Source organism: Spirosoma aerolatum, assembly GCF_002056795.1.
Lineage (GTDB): Bacteria > Bacteroidota > Bacteroidia > Cytophagales > Spirosomataceae > Spirosoma > Spirosoma aerolatum.
Genome location: NZ_CP020104.1, coordinates 525,834 through 545,167 on the forward strand (window position 1 = coordinate 525,834; position 19,334 = coordinate 545,167).

Annotated in this window: 15 protein-coding genes; 5 read left to right on the top strand and 10 right to left on the bottom strand. The window is 49.5% G+C overall.

Annotated features, from left to right (window positions below; translation table 11 throughout):
* Window positions 1–15: 15 nt before the first annotated feature.
* From B5M13_RS02270 to B5M13_RS02285, 4 genes are all read right to left on the bottom strand, one after another.
* Window positions 16–465: a hypothetical protein gene (locus B5M13_RS02270; protein WP_155297164.1), complete on the bottom strand. Its 450-nt coding sequence runs from the start codon at window positions 463–465 to the stop codon at window positions 16–18.
* A gap of 163 nt (window positions 466–628) precedes the next feature.
* Window positions 629–859, bottom strand: a complete 231-nt coding sequence (locus tag B5M13_RS33230; RefSeq protein WP_155297165.1) for a hypothetical protein — start codon at window positions 857–859, stop codon at window positions 629–631.
* Window positions 860–1,108: 249 nt separating this feature from the next.
* Window positions 1,109–3,124, bottom strand: a complete 2,016-nt coding sequence (locus tag B5M13_RS02280) for a c-type cytochrome (protein WP_080054108.1) — start codon at window positions 3,122–3,124, stop codon at window positions 1,109–1,111.
* Between the two features lie 77 nt (window positions 3,125–3,201).
* A complete protein-coding gene (locus B5M13_RS02285; protein WP_080054109.1) occupies window positions 3,202–5,088 on the bottom strand; it encodes a family 16 glycoside hydrolase in 1,887 nt (628 codons plus the stop codon).
* 121 nt (window positions 5,089–5,209) lie between these two features.
* Here B5M13_RS02285 and B5M13_RS02290 point away from each other — a divergent pair, with 121 nt between their 5' ends.
* From B5M13_RS02290 to B5M13_RS02310, 5 genes are all read left to right on the top strand, one after another.
* The gene (locus B5M13_RS02290) at window positions 5,210–6,016 is read left to right on the top strand and encodes a 3-keto-disaccharide hydrolase (RefSeq protein ID WP_080054110.1); all 807 of its coding nucleotides are present in this window, start codon (window positions 5,210–5,212) and stop codon (window positions 6,014–6,016) included.
* Window positions 6,017–6,109: 93 nt separating this feature from the next.
* A complete protein-coding gene (locus tag B5M13_RS02295) occupies window positions 6,110–6,619 on the top strand; it encodes a histidine phosphatase family protein (RefSeq protein WP_080059764.1) in 510 nt (169 codons plus the stop codon).
* A 115-nt stretch (window positions 6,620–6,734) separates the two neighbouring features.
* Entirely contained in the window at window positions 6,735–7,235 is a 501-nt protein-coding gene (locus B5M13_RS02300) for an FAD-binding oxidoreductase (RefSeq protein ID WP_080054111.1), read from the top strand.
* Window positions 7,236–7,337: 102 nt separating this feature from the next.
* A complete protein-coding gene (locus tag B5M13_RS02305) occupies window positions 7,338–10,616 on the top strand; it encodes a M4 family metallopeptidase (RefSeq protein ID WP_080054112.1) in 3,279 nt (1,092 codons plus the stop codon).
* A 64-nt stretch (window positions 10,617–10,680) separates the two neighbouring features.
* Window positions 10,681–10,941, top strand: a complete 261-nt coding sequence (locus B5M13_RS02310; protein ID WP_080054113.1) for a hypothetical protein — start codon at window positions 10,681–10,683, stop codon at window positions 10,939–10,941.
* A gap of 93 nt (window positions 10,942–11,034) precedes the next feature.
* Here the strand turns inward: B5M13_RS02310 and B5M13_RS02315 are convergent, their stop codons facing one another.
* The 6 genes from B5M13_RS02315 to B5M13_RS02340 all read right to left on the bottom strand — a co-directional run bounded on the left by B5M13_RS02315 (window position 11,035) and on the right by B5M13_RS02340 (window position 19,330).
* Window positions 11,035–12,435 carry a M56 family metallopeptidase gene (locus B5M13_RS02315; RefSeq protein WP_080054114.1) on the bottom strand — a complete coding sequence of 467 codons (1,401 nt, stop codon included), beginning with the start codon at window positions 12,433–12,435 and terminating at the stop codon, window positions 11,035–11,037.
* Entirely contained in the window at window positions 12,432–14,324 is a 1,893-nt protein-coding gene (locus B5M13_RS02320) for a M56 family metallopeptidase (protein WP_080054115.1), read from the bottom strand. The genes B5M13_RS02315 and B5M13_RS02320 overlap by 4 nt, the downstream gene beginning before the upstream one ends.
* Entirely contained in the window at window positions 14,321–14,692 is a 372-nt protein-coding gene (locus tag B5M13_RS02325) for a BlaI/MecI/CopY family transcriptional regulator (protein ID WP_020601010.1), read from the bottom strand. The genes B5M13_RS02320 and B5M13_RS02325 overlap by 4 nt, the downstream gene beginning before the upstream one ends.
* Before the next feature lie 256 nt (window positions 14,693–14,948).
* Entirely contained in the window at window positions 14,949–15,953 is a 1,005-nt protein-coding gene (locus B5M13_RS02330; protein WP_080054116.1) for a family 43 glycosylhydrolase, read from the bottom strand.
* A 49-nt stretch (window positions 15,954–16,002) separates the two neighbouring features.
* On the bottom strand, window positions 16,003–17,220 hold the full coding sequence (locus tag B5M13_RS02335) for a mandelate racemase/muconate lactonizing enzyme family protein (RefSeq protein WP_080054117.1): 1,218 nt from the start codon (window positions 17,218–17,220) through the stop codon (window positions 16,003–16,005).
* A gap of 166 nt (window positions 17,221–17,386) precedes the next feature.
* Window positions 17,387–19,330 (bottom strand): glycoside hydrolase family 2 protein, encoded by a 1,944-nt coding sequence (locus tag B5M13_RS02340; RefSeq protein WP_245859692.1) that lies wholly within the window; start codon window positions 19,328–19,330, stop codon window positions 17,387–17,389.
* Window positions 19,331–19,334: the final 4 nt, after the last annotated feature.

Consider the following 19,334-nt stretch of genomic DNA (forward strand, 5'->3'; position numbering starts at 1 on the left):
TACAAGCAAGAGTTGTTAGTAAGACTGGTTCTTATCAGCAGCAAGTACTCGTTCCCGACTGTTTACACTACTGCCAAATACATTGATTTCTTTCAGAATGACCCGGCCCTTCAAGTCATCAACGAACAATGTGTTCTTGGGAATGTATGGTTGATCCTTATGACGGTAATCGACATAGATGAACGATACCGGAAGAATATAACTACCTATATACCGTAGATTGAGCGACGGTAATTTTTTTAATGCAGCTAAAACCATAGGTTCAAAGCCCAGATGAGCTCCTGTAGGGCTTTGATTCAGGATGGTTATATTCTGAACGCGGCCTTTATCGCCAACAGTAAATCCGGCAAAAATTCGCATGTATTTACCCACCCACTCGGCATCGCGCGGATACTTGAGCCGACGTTTCAGTATAGTAGTAAACACCGGATCATCGCTTAACTCCTGATCGGAAGTTTGTGCCAAACCTAGGTGACAAATAAATAGGAATGGTAATAGCCGCCAGATTTTCATGATGATTTCTGAATATAACCCGACGTAAAGGTATCAGATTTAGGGATTGTACAGCTACGAATACATGAATAGGCTGGCGCTAGGTATACGGTCGTGGGCTAAGCTGAAATTCTGTTTAACCGATTCGAATCACTCGGTGTCGGCACTTGTAGCAGAAATAAGTGCGGGTCGGAATGAAAAACAGTAGGTACTTGAGTACAAAAGGGCGGGGAGTTCGGTCCAGCGCCTGGGCATCCTGGCAGGTGGGGCACCGGCGTCGGAAGGTGAGCCATTTAATGTATAACCGAAATGGATTCGCTTTCCCGGCCGGTGAATTTGTGCCAGAAATATTAGATTGGATAGTCATGATAGAGGAAGTTTATATGGATAAATTTACCACTTATCAGGAAGGCTCTTTGTTAACTTTATTATCTGGCGAATTGTCTGTGAAATAGCTAATAGTAGCTTAATTAAGTGAAAAATCCGGTTTTTGCCAGCTTGAAAAACGTTGTGGGATTTACCTAAAAAAGCCGGATTAACGAAATCAGAAGGCTTCGTTAATCCGGCTTTTAAGATTGACTCACTACGTAGTGAGCCAGGTGGGTGTACTACCTTTTTAAGGCTTAGGCTCTCCGGCCGATGTACTGCCAGCCGCAGGAGCAAGGGAGTTGATCCAGGCTGCAATTTTCAGCGCGTCGGCTTTAGGCACCTGCGGCATGGGTGGCATTTCGGTCGCATAGTCGGGCCAGTTGTGAGGCTTCGGATTATAGATCAACTCCACAATCTGGTCGTTGGTGTATTTGCGTTTGGCAACATCGGCAAAAGCCGGACCTACCTGACGCTTATTGGCCTGATGGCAGGCAACACAGGTATGCCGCGTGAGCAACCCTTTTACTTCTTCGTAGGTAGGAGCTTTCGCCATCGTCACGGCCTGACCTTCTACCAACTTGGGTTTGCCGCCGGTAGTTGCTTTAGCGGGCGCCTTTTTGCCGGCTGCCGGAGTGGTAGTAGCGGGCGCAGGGGCTGGAGCTGTTGCGGGTGCTGCTGCCGAATTTTTCGTACTTACTTCGCTCATCGCCAGCTTTTCACCGTCTGGGATGTTGTTGAGTGTATAATACGCAATAGGGTGAACCAGTGAGTAAGACCCTTCGGCTCCACGAACGCCATCGAGGGTCAACTGGTGGATATAATACCGACGCAGATCGCCAACGATGAGTCGGGCTTTCAGACCATCGGCCGATACTTTTACCCCTTTGATAGGTAAAGCCTCTTTGTTGATGGTTGGACTACCATAAACCGGGTGATATTTGTACAGAAAGCTTTCGACCCGGTAAGAGGCCAGGTCTTCGGCTGTTTTCCGGTCGACGGGCTTCGTAAATTCGACTTCAAACCCATCGGGCATGGCTTTTACGGTACGCATCTCAAACGGGATAGCACCATTCCAGACCAGCCGTTGTAAACCTTCGTTGGCATCCCCAGCCGATCCCCAGCCCCGGTTGGTTTCGCCTACAAACAGGGAACCGTCTTTGGCAAAGGCCATTCGTAACACGCCCGACCGGAACCCGTTCCGAAACTCGATAGCACCGCCCTGGTATTCGCCATTGACCTTTTCCATGAATATCCGCGAGATTTTACTCATGCCCTGATCGCCCACCAGCAACTGACCCGAAAAGGGGCCGAATGTACCCTGCGGAATTTCCAGAATTTCGGAGTTTGAGATACCCAGAATACCATGAGGCAGCCAAACCGCAGGGGTCTGGATGTCGGCACTGGGGAATTTCTCTTTCATCTGATAGAGCAGATTCGGCGTTTCATTCACCACGTTTTCGGGTTTGATGGCCCGACCGTTTTCGTCCCGGCGTTTGCGTTCGTCGATCTTGGCATCGAATTGCTCAGTAGTTAGCTTAACGGGCGAATTAGCCATGCTCGACCAGCGTAAACCGGCAGGGTGGCCGACAAAGGCCCCTTTCTTCACATGCACAACACCTCCCGAGCCCATCCAGTCGCCCTGGTTATCGGCATAGAACAGCTCACCGTCAAAAATGCCCAGTCCGCAGGGAGAGCGCATGCCCGTGGCCCAGGGTTGCATGGTGCCATTTTCACTGATTTTCATGGTCCAGCCCCGCCAGGGAACGCGGCTTTCGCCCCGCCACCATTCTTCATCACCAAAGGCTACGTTTCCCGTTACGAAAAACTGGCCATCGGGCGCAATTTTAGGCCCGAAGCTATATTCATGGTAATGGCCTGATAGTGGCCAGGCGTAGACTGTTTCAAAAATGTCGGCTTTCCCGTCTTTGTTTGAGTCGATCATTTTGGTGAGTTCGCCCCGCTGTGCACAATAGAGTGCCCCATCCTTGTAGGTCAGTCCCAATATTTCGTGCAGACCTGAAGCGAACTTGCGGAAAAAAGGCTTTCGGCTGGTCGGATTTTCAATGATCCAGACATCACCCCGGCGGGTAGCTACCCCAATATTGCCATCGGGTAAGGTAGTCAGGCCACCCACTTCGAGCAGCGTGCCTTCGGGAGCACTAACTTTCAGAATTCTAAAAAAGTCCTCTTCCTTGGGCGATTCCTGCGCCACCGCCACCGAAAAGAGGCCTAGGGAAAAGAGGGTTGTCAGTATCTTTTTCATGACGATATATCGTTGAAGAATGAATAATGGAAGCGGATTTTAGCAACCAGCCCGCAATACTCATTGTCAATTATTCATTAAAATAAGATGGTGTAAGTCACTTTCCCTTTTACCGGCACAATCAACTCCTGCCGACCGTTGCTTTCGCGGATAGCCGGTTTAGCGCCCGCTACGTTGTCGATGCGAACATAAGCCTGATCGTCGACCAGATACATCCCATTTTCGAGGGCACTGATGCTGGCACCACTGATGATCCGGGCATATAAATCGCTGGCAGGGTTGGTGACGGTCACCTCACGCTGGATACCATGCCCATCGCTAAGTACCCGAATTTTATCATCGACCGAAGCACCGTAACTCTGATACCGGAATGTAGGTAGGTCGTTTTCGTCAAGGACATACCCTTTTGGGCGGAAACCGGAGCCTGTTGTATCGGCTACCCAGTTGGCCTGGGGCGACGATAACTTGCTCAGGAAAAGCACGGGAGCACCCAGTCGCTGCACCATACCTCTTGGGCGCGACGAGCCATCACCCCGATCGTGCCACATGGGCGTCGCGTCCAGAAACCCACCCCGCCAGACCTGTACCAATGCTCCTTTGTCCAGATCATAGGTGTAATGCACCTGCTCTGGGCTCCCTACAGAAATCGCGTGGGTAACCCGAAGTGTGCGGCCCTGCGTATTCTTTTCGCCCGGCATATCCATAAAGCTACGCAGGATGGTATTGGTTGGCGCTTCAACGATGATCGGGTCAACTTCTTCGCCAGTGCTGCCAGCGCCTTCGCTGATCACAAATTCCCGTACTCCCGGACCGGCAACGGTTAACCCCAGAGCCGGTTGAGCCCAGTCGACAAATTTCGAATAGAGCAACTCAAACGGCAGGTCGCCCTTAGGGAGTGTCGCTTTGCCGCTGGCATTCCATTCGCCAGGAGCTACAACAACCTGATTGTTGATTTTCATTTGACCACCACCACCCGGTACGCCCAGATTGAACCGGTATTCGCCCGGTTCTGAAACGCGGAGCGTACCCCGATACCGAATCAGAAACTCGTTCGGAATCCGACTCACCGCAGCCGACAAAACTTTGGTAGCCCCTTCCGATTCAGGGGCTGTTTTGTCGTATTCGGGCTCTTTCTGAAACTTCCCTTTATAGACCGAATACGTCAGGTTCAACAGCTCTGGCCGGGGCTTGTCGTACATCACATAGCGGATGTTGCGGATGGCTACGGCACCATGATCGCCCTGGATACGGATAGGGCCCATGGCACTTTCCGTATCGAAGGCCGAACCGCGCGTTGGGCCGGTCAGCTCAACATCATCCTGAATCACCACGCCGTTTAATTCAATCCGAATGACACGGGCATTTTCAGTTTTTTGTCCGTTGGCGTTGAACCGGGGTGCCTGAAACGAGATTTTCAGATGTTGCCACAAACCGGGGGCACGACTGACATTCTGACGAGCGGCATGGCCTTCGTAGCCTTTCTGACCTTCTGGCCGTTTTTCATCCCATCGTTCATAAACGCCCCCATTATCGTGTACGTTTGGCGCCCGCACATCCCAGCTATCGCGAAGCTGGATCTCGTATCGGCCTTGCAGATACACGCCCGAATTGGATTTGGAGGCCATCATATACTCTAGCTCCAGATCAATATCACCGTGTTGCAGGGTCGTAAACAGATCATATTTGTACGGATTTTTAGGATCGGCTGTTGGGTGAGCCAGTGGAATGTTTGCCAGAATACCCGTGCCTTTTGTGGTGACAAGGCTGTTTTCTTTGGCTAAATCGGCCCGAACACCACCAACAATACGCCAGTTGGGAGTTGGTGATACAAATGCGCTTAAGTCGTTGAGGGGTAGCGAAATACCTGGTGACGGAGCCGGTTGGCCCAGCGAAAGTCCAGCTCCAAGGGCCCATAAAATGCCCACTAGCCCGCTAAAACGAGCTGAAAGGGATAGGTTTACCATAGATTTATCATAAGATTTGAAGGGCGAAAGTTACATTTTTTCCGGCTAAAAGACTGCGAATGATTAGTTCGACTTATCTTTGACCGTTTTACAACGAATCCATTAACTCGAAACATTTTCCATGAAAAACGTACCGTTATCGTTTGTGGCCTGCCTCGGAATCGCCAGCCTTTTCGTTGCCAGTCGGGCTATGGCTCAAACGGAGCCTGCCAAGCAAAATCCTCAATCAACCGAGATTTGGGAGCCTGTTCCCCCCGTCGTAACTCCAGGGACCAGTGCGCCTAATGCTTCGGGAACAACCGCTCCATCCGATGCAATTGTGTTGTTCGATGGAAAAAATACGGACGAGTGGGTGGCCATTAAAGGGTATGCACCCGCCAACTGGGAAAAGACCAACGAAGGGCCCCTGAAATGGCCAGTAACAGATGGCGCGATGTACTCGACCAGAGGTTTTTCGGCTCGCTCGAAAAAAGAGTTTACAGACTTTCAACTGCATATTGAGTTTAAGTCACCCGAAAAAGTAGAAGGGACTAGTCAGGGACGGGGTAACAGTGGTATTTTCCTGCAAGGTCGTTATGAGCTACAGGTACTGGATAACTACAACAACCCAACCTACGTAAATGGTATGGTCGGTTCGATCTATAAGCAGGCGATTCCGCTGGTGAATCCTAGCCGCAAACCCGGTGAGTGGCAAACCTATGATATTATCTATCAGGCTCCTAAATTCAACAAGGCGGGTATGATGACCGAATTTGCCTACGTAACGGTGCTGCTCAACGGCGTTCTGGTGCAGAACCATACCGCTATTCGGGGAACAACTGAATACATTGGGTATCCGAAAGTTCAGGCACATGGCGCGGGCCCAATTCTGCTGCAAGACCACAACAACCCTGTTGGTTTCCGTAATATCTGGATTCGGGAATTGTAAAGGTTGACCGTTTACGAAGTCCAACCAAGCCCTCGACCTATGGCCGGGGGCTTTTTCGTATCATTGTTTGCTCAAAATCATGCCTTACGTGCTATGCGATTGATATACGTACTTTCTCTTATTGTCTCTTTAGGGCTGACAGCCTGTTCAACCACAACGGTTTACATTGTTCGCCATGCCGAAAAGGTATCTGAAGCCGATACGACGAATTTAACACCTGCTGGTTATGCTCGCGCGGCTGCCTTAGCGGATCAACTGGGTAATGCTTCCATCGATTCGATCTTTACAACGCCCTATCGACGGACGCGCCAGACGGCTCAGCCCTTGGCCACGCGGCTGGGACTTCCACTAATCGATTATCCGGCAAAGCCGACCGAGGCTATTGTGAACCGGGTCACTCTGATTCGGGGAAAGCAACTACTGGTTGTTGGGCACAGCAATACCATTCTGGAAATTGCAAAAGGGTTAGGGGCTCAACCGACAATGACCCGGATCGAATCAGGGGATTTTGATAACCTATTCAGAGTCGATGTGAAGCGAGGGGTATTTGGTAAATCGATATCGTTCTCCCAGACGATCTACGGCCAGCCTACGCCCCCATAAGTGACTCATCCAGGTAATATACCGTCTTATACGCTGTTTTGCACAAATCATACAAATGCAGTATTGTCGAGCCTACTATAGCTCAATACTTTTGTTTCGTCTTCCTAGTCTTTTCATGAAATACCTATTCTTAACCCTACTTTCACTTTCAGTACTGAGTAACCTGTCTGATACTTATGGGCAGGGCATCCGGGCGGCTGCCGATCAGATGCCGCAAGTACGTAAAACCGCTTCGGCCAGCACACCCACCAATTATAAAGGGCGGCAGATTATTGTAGGCAGTGGAGGAGGGGTTACTGGGGCGTCTTCGGCCTATTACCTGCTGGAAAATGGAAAGCTTTATGGCCGTCGGACGCGCGACACTACGTTTACCTTCATCGGCCAACAGACGGCGGCCAATACCAAACGGGTATTTACCATAGCCGAAGTCAACTGCAAAATCAAGGCAACGAAGTTCGACCAGCCGGGTAATCTATACAAGTTTGTGCAGTGGCGAAAAGGTAAGGTCAGTCACAAAGTAACCTGGGGTGCTGTCGATAAAAAGGTTCCGGAGAATTACCCGAAGTTCTACGACTCGTTCATGGCCATGATTCCGGCTTCGCTGCGCCTGAAATAAAGTTGGGCCTGCGCATTTGGTGTCCGGTGGGATTATCCTGGAAATAGGGATGCGGTCATTTGCCGAACACCGAAGCCTTCATATTGTAAACCTCAAATCCTAATGAAACCACATCTACTCGCTCTGGCACTCTTTACCACAGGGGTATCCATGGCGCAACAGCCTACTACCGGATTTAGCCGCAAATTGAAAACCTCGGCACCCACGGCGGGGCTGGCCCAGCGACTAAATGCAACCGTTGTGCCGCTGCCTAATAATCGTTCGGCTGGTCAGATGCTGTTGGCCAAAGGGGTTTCTCCATCGACGCTTGAACCCATTCGCCTACGAGTAGTTCGGGATACCACGACCAACCTGCCTGTTTTTATTGAGCGCAAAAAGGCGAATGTTTTCGGGGCAAATACTACCCAGAAAAGTGGAGCCCGACTGTCGGCGGCAGCGGCTGTGTCGGTCACGTTTCAGTTTATGGGAGAGGTTCGTGATCTGTTGAAGCTCGATAAACCCGAAGAGAACTTTACCATTTCCCGCACTGAAACGGATGAGCTTGGCCAAACTCACGTTCGGCTGGCGCAGACGTTTCGAGGAATCCCGGTACTTGGAGCCGAACTGGTGGCCCACCTGACCGATGGCGAAGTAACGTCGATCAACGGTCGATATCAGCCAGCGCCCGAAGGGCTAGCTACAACGCCTACATTCGCCCTGGCTGAAGCGTCGAATCTGGCGCTTAAGGATGTTCGGAAAACATCGACTGTTCGGTCATTTGGGGATAATCTGCTGAACTTAAAGTCGTCGGAAGGGGAACTTTGCATTTTTACGATGCCTGATGGATCGGCGAAACTAGCCTACGCATTGACCGTTCGGCCCAATATGCTCGAACGCTGGGAATATGTGATTGATGCACAAACTGGCGATGTGCTGGATAAATACAACCATACCTGCTCATTTGTGGGGCCAATCAAAGCAGCGGGTAAAGACCTCAATGGCGTAACCCGATCATTTCAAACCTACCAGCAGTCGGGCAATTCGTATTACCTGATCGATGCATCACGGGCAATGTTTAAATCGGCGTCGTCGAAAATGCCGGATAGCCCCGTTGGGGCACTCTGGACGATTGATGCCCGAAATACGTCTGGTAGTAGTCAGAAATTTTACCAGATTACCTCCACCAGCAACGCCGACTGGAGCCCTACGGCTGTTTCGGCTCATTATAACGGAGGAGTTGCCTACGAATATTACCTGAATACGTTCAAACGGAACGCCCTTAGTGGTACGGGCGAGACGATGGTTTCCATCGTCAATATGCCTGATGACGATGGAAAAGCGATGGATAACGCCTATTGGAATGGGAAATTCATGGCATATGGTAACGGGAAACTGCTGAAACCACTGGCTGGTGGACTGGATGTGGCTGGACACGAAATGACACATGGCGTTATTCAGAATACTGCCAATTTGCAGTATAAGAGTCAGTCGGGGGCTATCAATGAGTCGATGGCCGATGTTTTCGGCGCCATGATCGACCGTGCCAACTGGACTATAGGCGAACAGATAGCCACCCCTGCCTTGTTGCCTTCAGGAGCCCTACGCGATCTGTCGAATCCGAATCAGGGTGGTAAAACGAGAGATCCCAATGGCTACCAGCCCGCTACCATGTCGCAGTATGAAAACACCAGCGAGGATAACGGTGGCGTTCATACCAATAGCGGTATTCCAAATTTTGCGTTCTATAAATTCGCCACGGCCATTGGGAAAGACAAAGCCGAACAGGTGTACTACCGGGCTTTGACAACCTACCTGGTACGTACATCTCAGTTTCTGGACTTACGCTTGGCAGTTATTAAAGCCGCTGGCGATTTGTACGGGGCCAATGGTGCTGAAGTAACGGCGGCCAAAAATGCCTTCGACGCAGTGGGTATTACTGATGGAACCCAGTCAAACCCTGGCAAACAACCTGATATCCCTGCGGCATCGGGCCAGGATCTGGTTTTACTGGCTGATGCCGGCACTTCGAAAGTTTATTCGACCACCGTTGGGGTTTCGCCCGCCAAATTTGACCTCAAATCGACATTAGGGTTGCTCCATCGCCCCAGCGTTACCGATGATGGAAAATATGCTTACTATGTTACGACCGATAAGCGCATTCGGGCCGTTAACCTGACAGGTACACCTAATGAAACGATCATTTCCAACGAGACAATCTGGGATAACGTAGCCATTTCGCGCGATGGCAAGAAACTGGCAGCTCTGACCTCTGATCTTGATGGATCAATTTGGGTGTATAGCTACGACAAACAGCAATGGTTACAGTTTCAACTCTATAATCCGACTTCGGCACAGGGCGTTCAAACGGGCGATGTTCAGTATGCCGATTCGTTTGAGTGGGATTTTACGGGAGAAAACATTGTGTATGATGCCTATAATGCCTTGAAAAGCAGTACCGGGGCCAATATTGATTATTGGGACGTAGGCTTTATCAATGTCTGGAACAACAGTACAGGCAATTTCGCCAAGGGACAAATCGAAAAGCTCTTTACGAACCTTGATGCAGGCGAAAGCATTGGTAACCCTTCATTCTCCAAAAATTCGCCTGATGTGCTGGCCTTCGATTACCTCAACGAGAACGACGATACCTATCAGGTGGTAGGGGTCGACCTAAGTACCGGCAAGGCAAACATTATTTACGACAACAAAGATCTGGGCTTCCCGAGCTATTCACGGCTGGATAATATGCTCGTGTTTTCAGGGGCCAACGACGATGTGTTGGGCATTAATCTGGCAACCAATAAAATTGCGGCTTCGGGCAATGCTTCCGTTTTATACACTGGAGCGAAATGGCCTGTCTGGTACACGACGGCTGCCCGTGCCCAGAAAACAGCTCAGACGATTACATTCGATGCGATTTCGGATCGGTATGTCAATCAGGGTGATCTGGTGCTGAAAGCGACCTGTTCCTCGAATCTGACTGTCGGCTTTCTAGTGAAAAGTGGCCCGGCAACGCTCAGTGGCTCAACGCTGAAATTCAATGGGGTAGGTAAGGTGACGGTACAGGCTTTCCAGAACGGGAATGATCAATATGCGGCTGCTTCTACCGTTGAGCGAACGTTCAACATACTGGCGGTTACCGGGACTGAACCGGCTTGGGCCGATGCCTTGTCGGTTTATCCGAACCCGGTCAATACAACGCTCACCGTAGAGCTTCCCGGTACCGAAACCATTGAACGTTTATCAATCCGTACCCTAACGGGCGCTACTGTTCTGCAACCGCTTGTACGGGACCGGCAGCGTAACGCTACACTGGACATTAGCCAGTTGCCCAAGGGATTCTATGTGCTGGAGGTGCAAACCGTGAATGGGAAAGCAAACCGAAAATTAATAAAAGAATAAGGAATGACGATTGGTTCTTGCTGACATCTTAGTACGTGTATCCAATAAAATTGTATATTTGACCATGTACCTGGAAGAACGCGTCGAACAATTAGAAACCCTTGCTGTTGATCACGGACGGCAAATCGAAACCATTGCCAAAGGTGTAGCCGATTTAACAGTAACCGTTAATCACCGATTTGATCGGGTAGATGAGCGATTTGATCGGGTGGAGAAAGATATTTCAGAGTTAAAATCTGATGTGTCTGAGCTAAAAAGTGGTCAGGCAAGATTGGAGCAAACGCAACAGTTAATTCTGACGATTTTGCAGGAACGACTGAAATAGGCGACTTTTCGTTGATTTTATAAAATTGGGCTAATAAGGTGCGTGGCTTTCGTACCTTACTAGCCCAATTTCTTATACGGTTTTATTGGTTCACTAATTGTCAACGTGTTGGAAAGCCACTGTATTTGTTTGGTTGTTAATCGCAAACGAAATATGCTTTCCAGAAAGTTGAGCTTCCTGAATGGTTGTTCTTAAAACTTGTTCACTAACAGGCTGACTATCCAGAGTTAGGTTCCTGTATTTTTTAAGATCATTCCAAAACTCATTAACTGCGGATACATTGTCATCTTCTTCCAACTGAAATTTTATAGGCAGATTATACCGTACATTAACCACTTTACCCTTTTGGCGGGCAGGTATCCAGTTAGGCATTTGCTCAACCACCCGAATCGCTTCTTCATCGGCACCGTGGCCGATCCCTCTTAGTATTTTTACGTCGGTGATTTCGCCTTTAGTTGTCACAACAAAATTGACAAATACTTTACCTTGTACCTTGGCTTTTATAGCCGCTTCCGGGTATTTTAGGTTTTCGCTCAGGTATTCACCCAGCTTGGCCATGCCCCCTGGAAATTCGGGATGCTGCTCTACAACCGTAAATACCTCACCGTCTACTTTCACGGGTTTTCGTGCCGACGAAACGGGCATATCTTGTTCCGATTGTGTGCACATAAGCAGACAGGCTGCTAACGGCAGAACCAATGCATAACCGAATAACGCCCGGCGTTTCGATGCAGGTTTTTGTAACATAATAATGCGTTGTTTAAGGGTTGATTTAGAGACAAAAGGGGTAATAAGTGCCGAAGGTGATACGTTGAGCGCGTAGGCAACTAACTGGTGTGGATAGTTGGGTTGGGGCGTTTTCAGAACAGCGCGGTCGGCCAGAAATTCGTGGACTTCCTGTAAGGCACGTTTGTAGTAAATGAGCACAGGGTTGAACCAGAAAACTACTTGTATCAATTCCAGAGCGAGTATATCGACCGTATGACGCTGACGGATGTGAGCTTCCTCGTGGCGGAGCAACGCATCAGGCTTAATAAGCGCATCTGTTCGATTCAGAACCAGATAAGGCCCGAACGAGAATGATGGTGATGAATCTTCAGGAAGCCGAATCAATGTATAAGCTGCCCGGCGTTCAATCGTCCCCAAACGCATGAGCCGGAAAACGGCCCATACATTGAGTGCTAACCGCGTAAGCATAATAAGTATCCCCAGGGCATAGACGATACTGACCCAATCGGCTAGCGTTAAGGAGGAATGGCTTTTAGTCGATTGACCAACCTCGAACGTCGGTAAGGTTATCGTACCCGTCGGAAGGGAGGCAAGCGGGTTGCCGGGAAGCTCGACAAAGGGTAAAGCCAGCGATAGCCCAACAGACAGAAGTAGATAGGCCCGGTTTAATCCAAAAAAGGTGTTTCGCCGAAGTAATACTGCGTAACAGCTGTAGAACAGGATAAGAAACAGGCTAGCCGTCAGGAGATAAGCAAAGGCATTCATTTCTTTTTCGTAGTTATGATAATGACACCATTTTTACCCCGTTCGCCGTAAGCTGCAATGGATGCTGCATCTTTCAATACAGTGATGCTTTCAATGTCATGTGGATTCAACTGCTGAACCGTTTTAAAGCGTAGTGTAGCGTTCGACTTTGATTCCTTTTGCACGTCAACGCCATCGATAATGTATAAGGGCTCGCTGGTTCGAAATCCATTGCCTGAAATACGAACAGTTGGATTGTCATTCATAAATGTAAAGCTTGAGTCAGGTGAACGAAGTACAGGAGTAACCACATCAGTGTGGAGCGCAACCCGATTGGGTGACGAATCAGATTCTGATTTTAATACCTGCCCTGTCCGTTTATCTTCGACCTTTTCTAGCTGGAACTGAATGGGCAGGTTGTATTGTACCGCTACAGCCTCTCCATTTTGCCTGCCGGGATTCCATTTGGGCATTTGGCTCACAACCCGGACCGCTTCTTCATCGCAACCGCCACCAATTCCTTTCAACACACGCAAGTTTTGAACATCACCCTCCTGCGTAACAACAAACTGTACGAATACTCGGCCTTGTATCCGGTTTTGCTGCGCTTCTTTGGGGTAGCGTAGATTACGGGCGAGATACAGACCTAGTGCCTGCATACCACCCGGAAATTCAGGCACCTGCTCGACAACGGTAAAAATTTCACCCTTACTTGTAGAGGAGCTTTGGGCTTTGTTCGTTGTATATGTTTGGCTAGTAGGCTTGGAGACCGGTTCGTAGGCAACGACAACCACTTCATTCAACTTATTGCTTTGTATCCGCAGGTTGGCATTGATTGATGAACGACCGTTTACCTCTAGCTCGGTTGTCTCAAAACCAACAAAACTGAAGACCAACGAAGCGGTTTTTGGTATTTTGGTCAGTCGATACCTGCCATTTATGTCTGTTGTTGTTCCCACATTGGTATTTTTAAGAATAACACTCACTCCCGGCAATGGCTTTCCATCCGCAGTGTTTGTCACTCGTCCTGAAACGGTGATCGTCTCGTCGGTTACCTGACTGACCATATCCGTTATCTGCTCGCGGGCTGTAGTCATAGCCAGCAACCCTAACGCTAGTGGGAGAATTAATATGTATTTGCCCAGCGCCCAGCGCGTAGTGGCTTTCTGATGGAGCATCAGAATCCGTTGCTTAAGCAATGATGGATTGAAAAAGCCGTTTACCAGCGCATCGGGTTGTTGACCGAAAGTGTACTGAACCAGAAAATGGGCGTAATCGCTTGGTTGCGAAATGGCCTTATCGGCCAGGAATTCATGCACCTGCCGGAGCATGCGGTCAATTAACCACAAGGCCGGACAGGCCCAGAAGACCGCTTTTAACAATGCCATGCCCAATACATCAAGGCTGTGGTACTGGCGGATATGAACGAGTTCGTGACGGATAATTACTGAGTTGTTTTTGTCGTCTGGATTTAAAACCAGATACCGGAAAAAGGAGAAGGTTGGGACTGTGTTCGTTGGTTCTACGACTACATAGTCTTCGAACACATGCTGATTCGACTGGCGGATAAAGGCCATTAATCGAGCGACGTGGACAATCAGCCGCAGAATGAGTAGCAAAGCAAAAATACCATAGGCTACAAAACCGATTTCGGCCCAGTCAGGCCCTGTTTCCTCAGGCATTGCTATCGCAGACACAGGAAGTACAATCACGCCCATAGGTACTGGCAGTGTCTCCACTGCTCTTATGGGCAAACTGGCAAGTGGCAGTACCAGCGAGATTAGGGCTGAAACCAGTAGATACGCCCGGTTCAGGCTGAAAAACGTATGCCGACGGAGCAGGAGCCAATAGCAGCCTACGAACAGGAGGCCATATAGGTTGGCTTTAAGGAAATAGTCGAGCGTATTCATTGGTCTTTCTGCTGGTTTAGGAGTTTGATGATTTCGTCGGCTTCGTTCAGGCTGATATTTTTGTCTTTTACGAAAAACGACACCAGTTTTTTAAGTGAGTTATCGAAGTAGTTTGCCATCAGTTGCTCGGTCTGAAAACGGCGATATTCTTCTTCTGTAATCAACGGATAGTACTCATGCGTTTTCCCATAGGCCGTATAGCCAACCAGTTCCTTTTTTTCCAGGATGCGGATAATGGTCGAAACGGTATTATAGGCAGGTTTAGGCTCCGGTAGTTCGGCCAGTACATCTTTGACAAAGCCCTTTTTGAGTTGCCAAAGCACACGCATGATTTCTTCTTCAGCCTTGGTGAGTTCGCGAATCGGCATAAGGTTCACAGCTATTTCTTTACTGAACGAAAGTATGACTAATGAATTAGTTTTACAACTAAATGATTAGTTATTTTTTGTAAAAAAATAGGAATCTATCTTAACTTTCTCTAATCAAGCTACGATGGGTGTATTTGTCATCCCGAGGAACGAGGGATCTTCGGATGGAGATTATTCAATCAGCTCATCCGAAGATCCCTCGTTCCTCGGGATGACAAAAAAGCGATTAGGACAAAAGTTAAAACAGGTTCTTCGTCTATTTCGGCAAAACTGGCCCTGAAGCAGTCCAGTTGACGGGTACGTTGGACAAATACCAGCTTTTGCCCTTATCGTTGTTACCCTGAAAGAATAGGTAGGTTTTACCGCCTGGATTGGTAAAAATATGTGGGTGCCCCGATTCGCTGGCATTCCAGGAACCCGGCTGGCCGTTTTTCAGGAAAGGCTCATTCTGGACCCGTTCCCAATGCAATCCGTCCTGACTTTTGGCAATGCCGACCTGCTGCGGCCAATTGTTATAGGCACCTGCATAAAACATATAGAGTACACCATTCCGCTCAATGACTGATGGGGCTTCAATGCACGCACCTTCCCAGGGCAATTCAGGTTTTAAAATCGGCCCATTGATCGCCTGCTGGCGCCAGTCGCTCCGGTTGAAATTCGTGTTGGCCGGAGCAACCGCTACGCCTAACTGCTGAATTTTAAAGGCTGGATCGCGTGTCGCGAAATAGAGAAAATACTGGTTTTTAAATTGAATCACGTCCGCGTCGATGGCTCGCCCGCACGACCAGTCACTGATGGCCGGGCGGAAAATAGGATTGGTCGGATTTCGGTCAAAATGAATCCCATCTTTCGAAACGGCATGGCAAATCGCATCGTTGCGGCCATTTCCGTAAGTCTGATAAAACAAATGCACGGCCCCATCGCGAATGAGCGCACCCGGAGCGCATAACCCTTTTTGCTCATAGTCCGTTGTGGGGACAATTTCGCCGATTTTCTGCCAGTTCATTAGGTTATGACTTTCCGCAATGCCGATGCCCCAATGCTCGGCTCCGGCTGAGTCTTTGTAGAGCGGTAGTGAATAATACAGCAGATAGCGATTCCTGAACCAGACTACATGTGGATCTTTCGAAAAACCTGGCTTTTGGTGAGTGCTATCGGCAAAGAGCATTTTCGGACCGGGCGTTTGCGCTATTGCTGGTGTAGATAGGCTAATCCACAGAAAGGATATGGTTGCGAACAGGAGAGTAACTAGTTGGTTCATAATGGGCTACTGAAAAAATAGCAATTGCTAAGAAGCATATCGGAAGGTACTAGGTGGTTTTCAATAGTTTCATGCCGAAGCCTGGAGCCGATGAGGGAACCAGTTGCCCACCAACCAGTTTGTAATCACCAAAGTCAATATCATCGCTGGTGCAGGGGACGCCTTCAATCGTGACGGTGTTGCCTAAAGCGCCTGTCAGATGAGCGGTATAGTAGGTTTTGAGTAATTCGCCGAACGCATGGGGTGAAGCCTGAATGCCCATCTTTTGCAATTCGGGCATGATTTTTCGCCAGGGTGTAAAACCATATCCCATGATATCGGTAATATGTACGTCGATTAGTTTCTGCGTTTCGAGTTCGCGAAGGAGCTTTTGGTCGGGGTCGTATTCGCCGTCGGCCAGTAGTGTTTTTATCTTATTTGCCGTTAACCAATCCCGCAGTTTCCGGTAATCGGCTACGTTTTCGGCAAAGGGTTCTTCGATCCAGAACAAGGGAATGTCGCCAATGCCTTTTACGTACGCAATCAGGCTGTCGGGCGTAAAGCCATCGTTGCCATCGACCAGAATGTCGCAGTTGGGGAAGGTCTTGGCGACGAGTTTGGTCACCTCAATGTCGCGCTGCAAACCAGCCGATTTCTCCATCCACATATTGCCCCGACCGATTTTGAGCTTAAACTGGCGGTAGCCCATGTCGTAATCGTGCTTACATTCTTCCAGAATCTTGTCGAATCCATTGGCCAGGGTTCCTACTTTCCCTTCTTTCGGCTCCAGCTCGTCGAAGTAAATCATGCCGCTATAGCACTTGGTCAGGATGGGTTTCTTCTGGCCCATGAGTTGGTAAACCGGCTTATTGAGAATAACACCCGCCAGATCGTGCAGCGGAACATCGAAGGCCAGTGCTTTAGCATCAGTAACGCCCTGGGCTAGTTGAAATAAGTCGGCAACTCGTTTGCCTTTTATGTAAGCAATCACCTCGTCATTCCGCCGACCGTTGGGCTGGCCCCAGCCTTTTGCTCCCTGATCGGTGGTGAGCGTGCAGACTGTCACTTTGGGGCCGTAGCCGTGTATATCGCGACGGGCGTTTTTCCCTACGAAACGTGGCCATTTCAGTTGAACCTCTGTATAATTGACATCCGCAATTTTGTGCTTCATCAGATCGTCGCCCCCCGCGTAATCGAAAAGCGACGTAGCGCCCTGGCTAGCGACTACAGGACTGAGTGCAAGTGCCGAAGCACTGGTCAACTGGTTTAGGAAGGTTCTACGTTTCATGATGGTGTAAGGTTTAGGGTCTTTCTGTCATGCTGACGAAGGAAGCATCTTCGGGGCAGGATAAAAGGTCATTTCCGAAGATGCTTCCTTCGTCAGCATGACAAAAACGGTAATTCACCGATAATCTGTGAGGTCGGATTCGTAACCCCAACCTCACAGATTATACTCACTTAAACAACGGCGCGTGGATTTGCCGAAGCGTTTCAACGGGAATTTTAATGACTTCCCGGTCGTAGGTGAGCAGGCCGTTAACTTCACCTTCCACATCGGTTGTCTGCGTATACACTGCTGCCGATAAAGCCTGCTTTTGGTAATACTCAATGATTTTGGCGTATTTCTTCCGATAAGCCTGCTCCACTACATCGGCCGATTGATAGGTCTGATAGCCCCAGTTACGCATGTTCGGATTCCAGAGATGCCCCTGAACTGGCCAGCCAATACCACCAAACTCACCAATTACAACAACCCGATTTGCTTTGGCAGCCGGTGCGTTGGGCTCTTCCTGATACGTATGAATGTCATAGAATTCACCGGCACCACGATCGTTCCAGCCACTGGCTGCGTTGACGGTCCGGCTTGGATCGATAGCTTTTACCCAATCGGCCAGTCGGTTGTTATCGTATTGGCCCCAGCCTTCGTTATGAACCACCCAGGTTACGATGCTTGGATGGTTGTACAAGCGGTTCATCATTCGGCGCAATTCCAGCTCAAACTGCTCTTTCCCTTTCGACCGGCGTATGGGTTCCGACTGATCGCCGGGCGATTCGTTTTGTCCTTCCAGAAAACCCGATGGCATATCCTGCCAGACCAGTATCCCCAACTTATCGCAGAGGTAATAATACCGTTCAGGCTCAACCTTGATGTGCTTGCGAAGCATGTTGAAACCCGACTTTTTGAGAAAATCGATTTCAAATGTCATCCCCTCGTCGGAAGGGGGAGTCAGCAAACCACCCGGCCACCAGCCCTGATCGAGCGGGCCATTCTGGAACACAAACTTATTGTTCAGCAATAAAACCGGTTGGTTGGCAATGGGGCCCGGTCCAACCGAAATTTTGCGCATGGCGAAATAGCCTGTTACCACATCCAGCGGATTCCCTGTAACGGTGGCATTGGCGTAAGCTGTTCGTAATGCTTCGTCCTGGCGTGGGCGTCGGTTGCGGGGCGTATCGCCAAAGGGGTCGGTAACGGTCACTAAGTCAACCCGGTAATCGTACAGGAATGGCTTGTCGGGCGACCAGAGTTTCGGATTTTTCAGCGATAAATAGGCAACTCGTCCAGCGCGTACCAGCGTTGAGGCCACTGTCTGATTACCGTCTAAAGCCGTTACCCGAACTGCTGTGGTAAAGTTATTAGCGGGTTTGTCGAGCAATACTTCCACCCGAACGCGGCTGGAATCCAGTTCGGGGGTGAGCCGTACTTCTTCGATATAGGTTTGTTTGGGAACTGGCTCCATCCAGACCGTTTGCCAGATACCCGATACGGGCGTGTACCAGATGCCGTTGGGGTTAAGTAATTGTTTCCCGCGTGGTTGCTCACCCGTTGAGGTGGGGTCAGTTACACCCAGCACCAGTTCGTTGGAGCCCTCTTTCAGGTAATCGGTTATGTCGAAGCTAAAGGCGTCGGAGCCGCCGGTATGCGAGCCGACCAACCCATCGTTGACCCACAGATTACATTCGTAATCGACCGCGCCAAAATGGAGAATTACCCGTTGCCCAGACCAATCCTGTGGTAAACTGATGGTGCGACGATACCACAATCGTTGGTCGGGTAAGAGCGATTTCGTGACTTTCGACAGGGTGGATTCAACGGCGAACGGAACCAGAATCTGACCACTGAATTGGGTTGGCTTCGGGGCTGTTTTTGGCGTAATGGCATACTCCCATAAGCCATTCAGGTTTTGCCACTGTTTCCGAACCAATTGCGGGCGCGGGTATTCGCGCCAGGCATTTTCGGGGGTTACCTGCTTTTCCCAGCGACTCATAATGGGGGCAGGCTGAAGCTGGCTGACGGCTGGTGTTTGAGCAAACGCAAATTGGGTAGTGAGGAAGGTGGAAAGTAGGCTGAGAGTGGTATTTCCGATAGTTAGCTCACGGATACGTTGGTTTTTCATGGTC

Excerpts from the sequence above, each read along its gene's own strand:
- B5M13_RS33230 (WP_155297165.1), bottom strand. The coding sequence starts at position 859 with ATGACTATCCAATCTAATATTTCTGGCACAAATTCACCGGCCGGGAAA.
- B5M13_RS02280 (WP_080054108.1), bottom strand. The coding sequence starts at position 3,124 with ATGAAAAAGATACTGACAACCCTCTTTTCCCTAGGCCTCTTTTCGGTG.
- B5M13_RS02285 (WP_080054109.1), bottom strand. The coding sequence starts at position 5,088 with ATGGTAAACCTATCCCTTTCAGCTCGTTTTAGCGGGCTAGTGGGCATT.
- B5M13_RS02290 (WP_080054110.1), top strand. The coding sequence starts at position 5,210 with ATGAAAAACGTACCGTTATCGTTTGTGGCCTGCCTCGGAATCGCCAGC.
- B5M13_RS02295 (WP_080059764.1), top strand. The coding sequence starts at position 6,110 with ATGCGATTGATATACGTACTTTCTCTTATTGTCTCTTTAGGGCTGACA.
- B5M13_RS02300 (WP_080054111.1), top strand. The coding sequence starts at position 6,735 with ATGAAATACCTATTCTTAACCCTACTTTCACTTTCAGTACTGAGTAAC.
- B5M13_RS02305 (WP_080054112.1), top strand. The coding sequence starts at position 7,338 with ATGAAACCACATCTACTCGCTCTGGCACTCTTTACCACAGGGGTATCC.
- B5M13_RS02310 (WP_080054113.1), top strand. The coding sequence starts at position 10,681 with ATGTACCTGGAAGAACGCGTCGAACAATTAGAAACCCTTGCTGTTGAT.
- B5M13_RS02315 (WP_080054114.1), bottom strand. The coding sequence starts at position 12,435 with ATGAATGCCTTTGCTTATCTCCTGACGGCTAGCCTGTTTCTTATCCTG.
- B5M13_RS02320 (WP_080054115.1), bottom strand. The coding sequence starts at position 14,324 with ATGAATACGCTCGACTATTTCCTTAAAGCCAACCTATATGGCCTCCTG.
- B5M13_RS02325 (WP_020601010.1), bottom strand. The coding sequence starts at position 14,692 with ATGCCGATTCGCGAACTCACCAAGGCTGAAGAAGAAATCATGCGTGTG.
- B5M13_RS02330 (WP_080054116.1), bottom strand. The coding sequence starts at position 15,953 with ATGAACCAACTAGTTACTCTCCTGTTCGCAACCATATCCTTTCTGTGG.
- B5M13_RS02335 (WP_080054117.1), bottom strand. The coding sequence starts at position 17,220 with ATGAAACGTAGAACCTTCCTAAACCAGTTGACCAGTGCTTCGGCACTT.
- B5M13_RS02340 (WP_245859692.1), bottom strand. The coding sequence starts at position 19,330 with ATGAAAAACCAACGTATCCGTGAGCTAACTATCGGAAATACCACTCTC.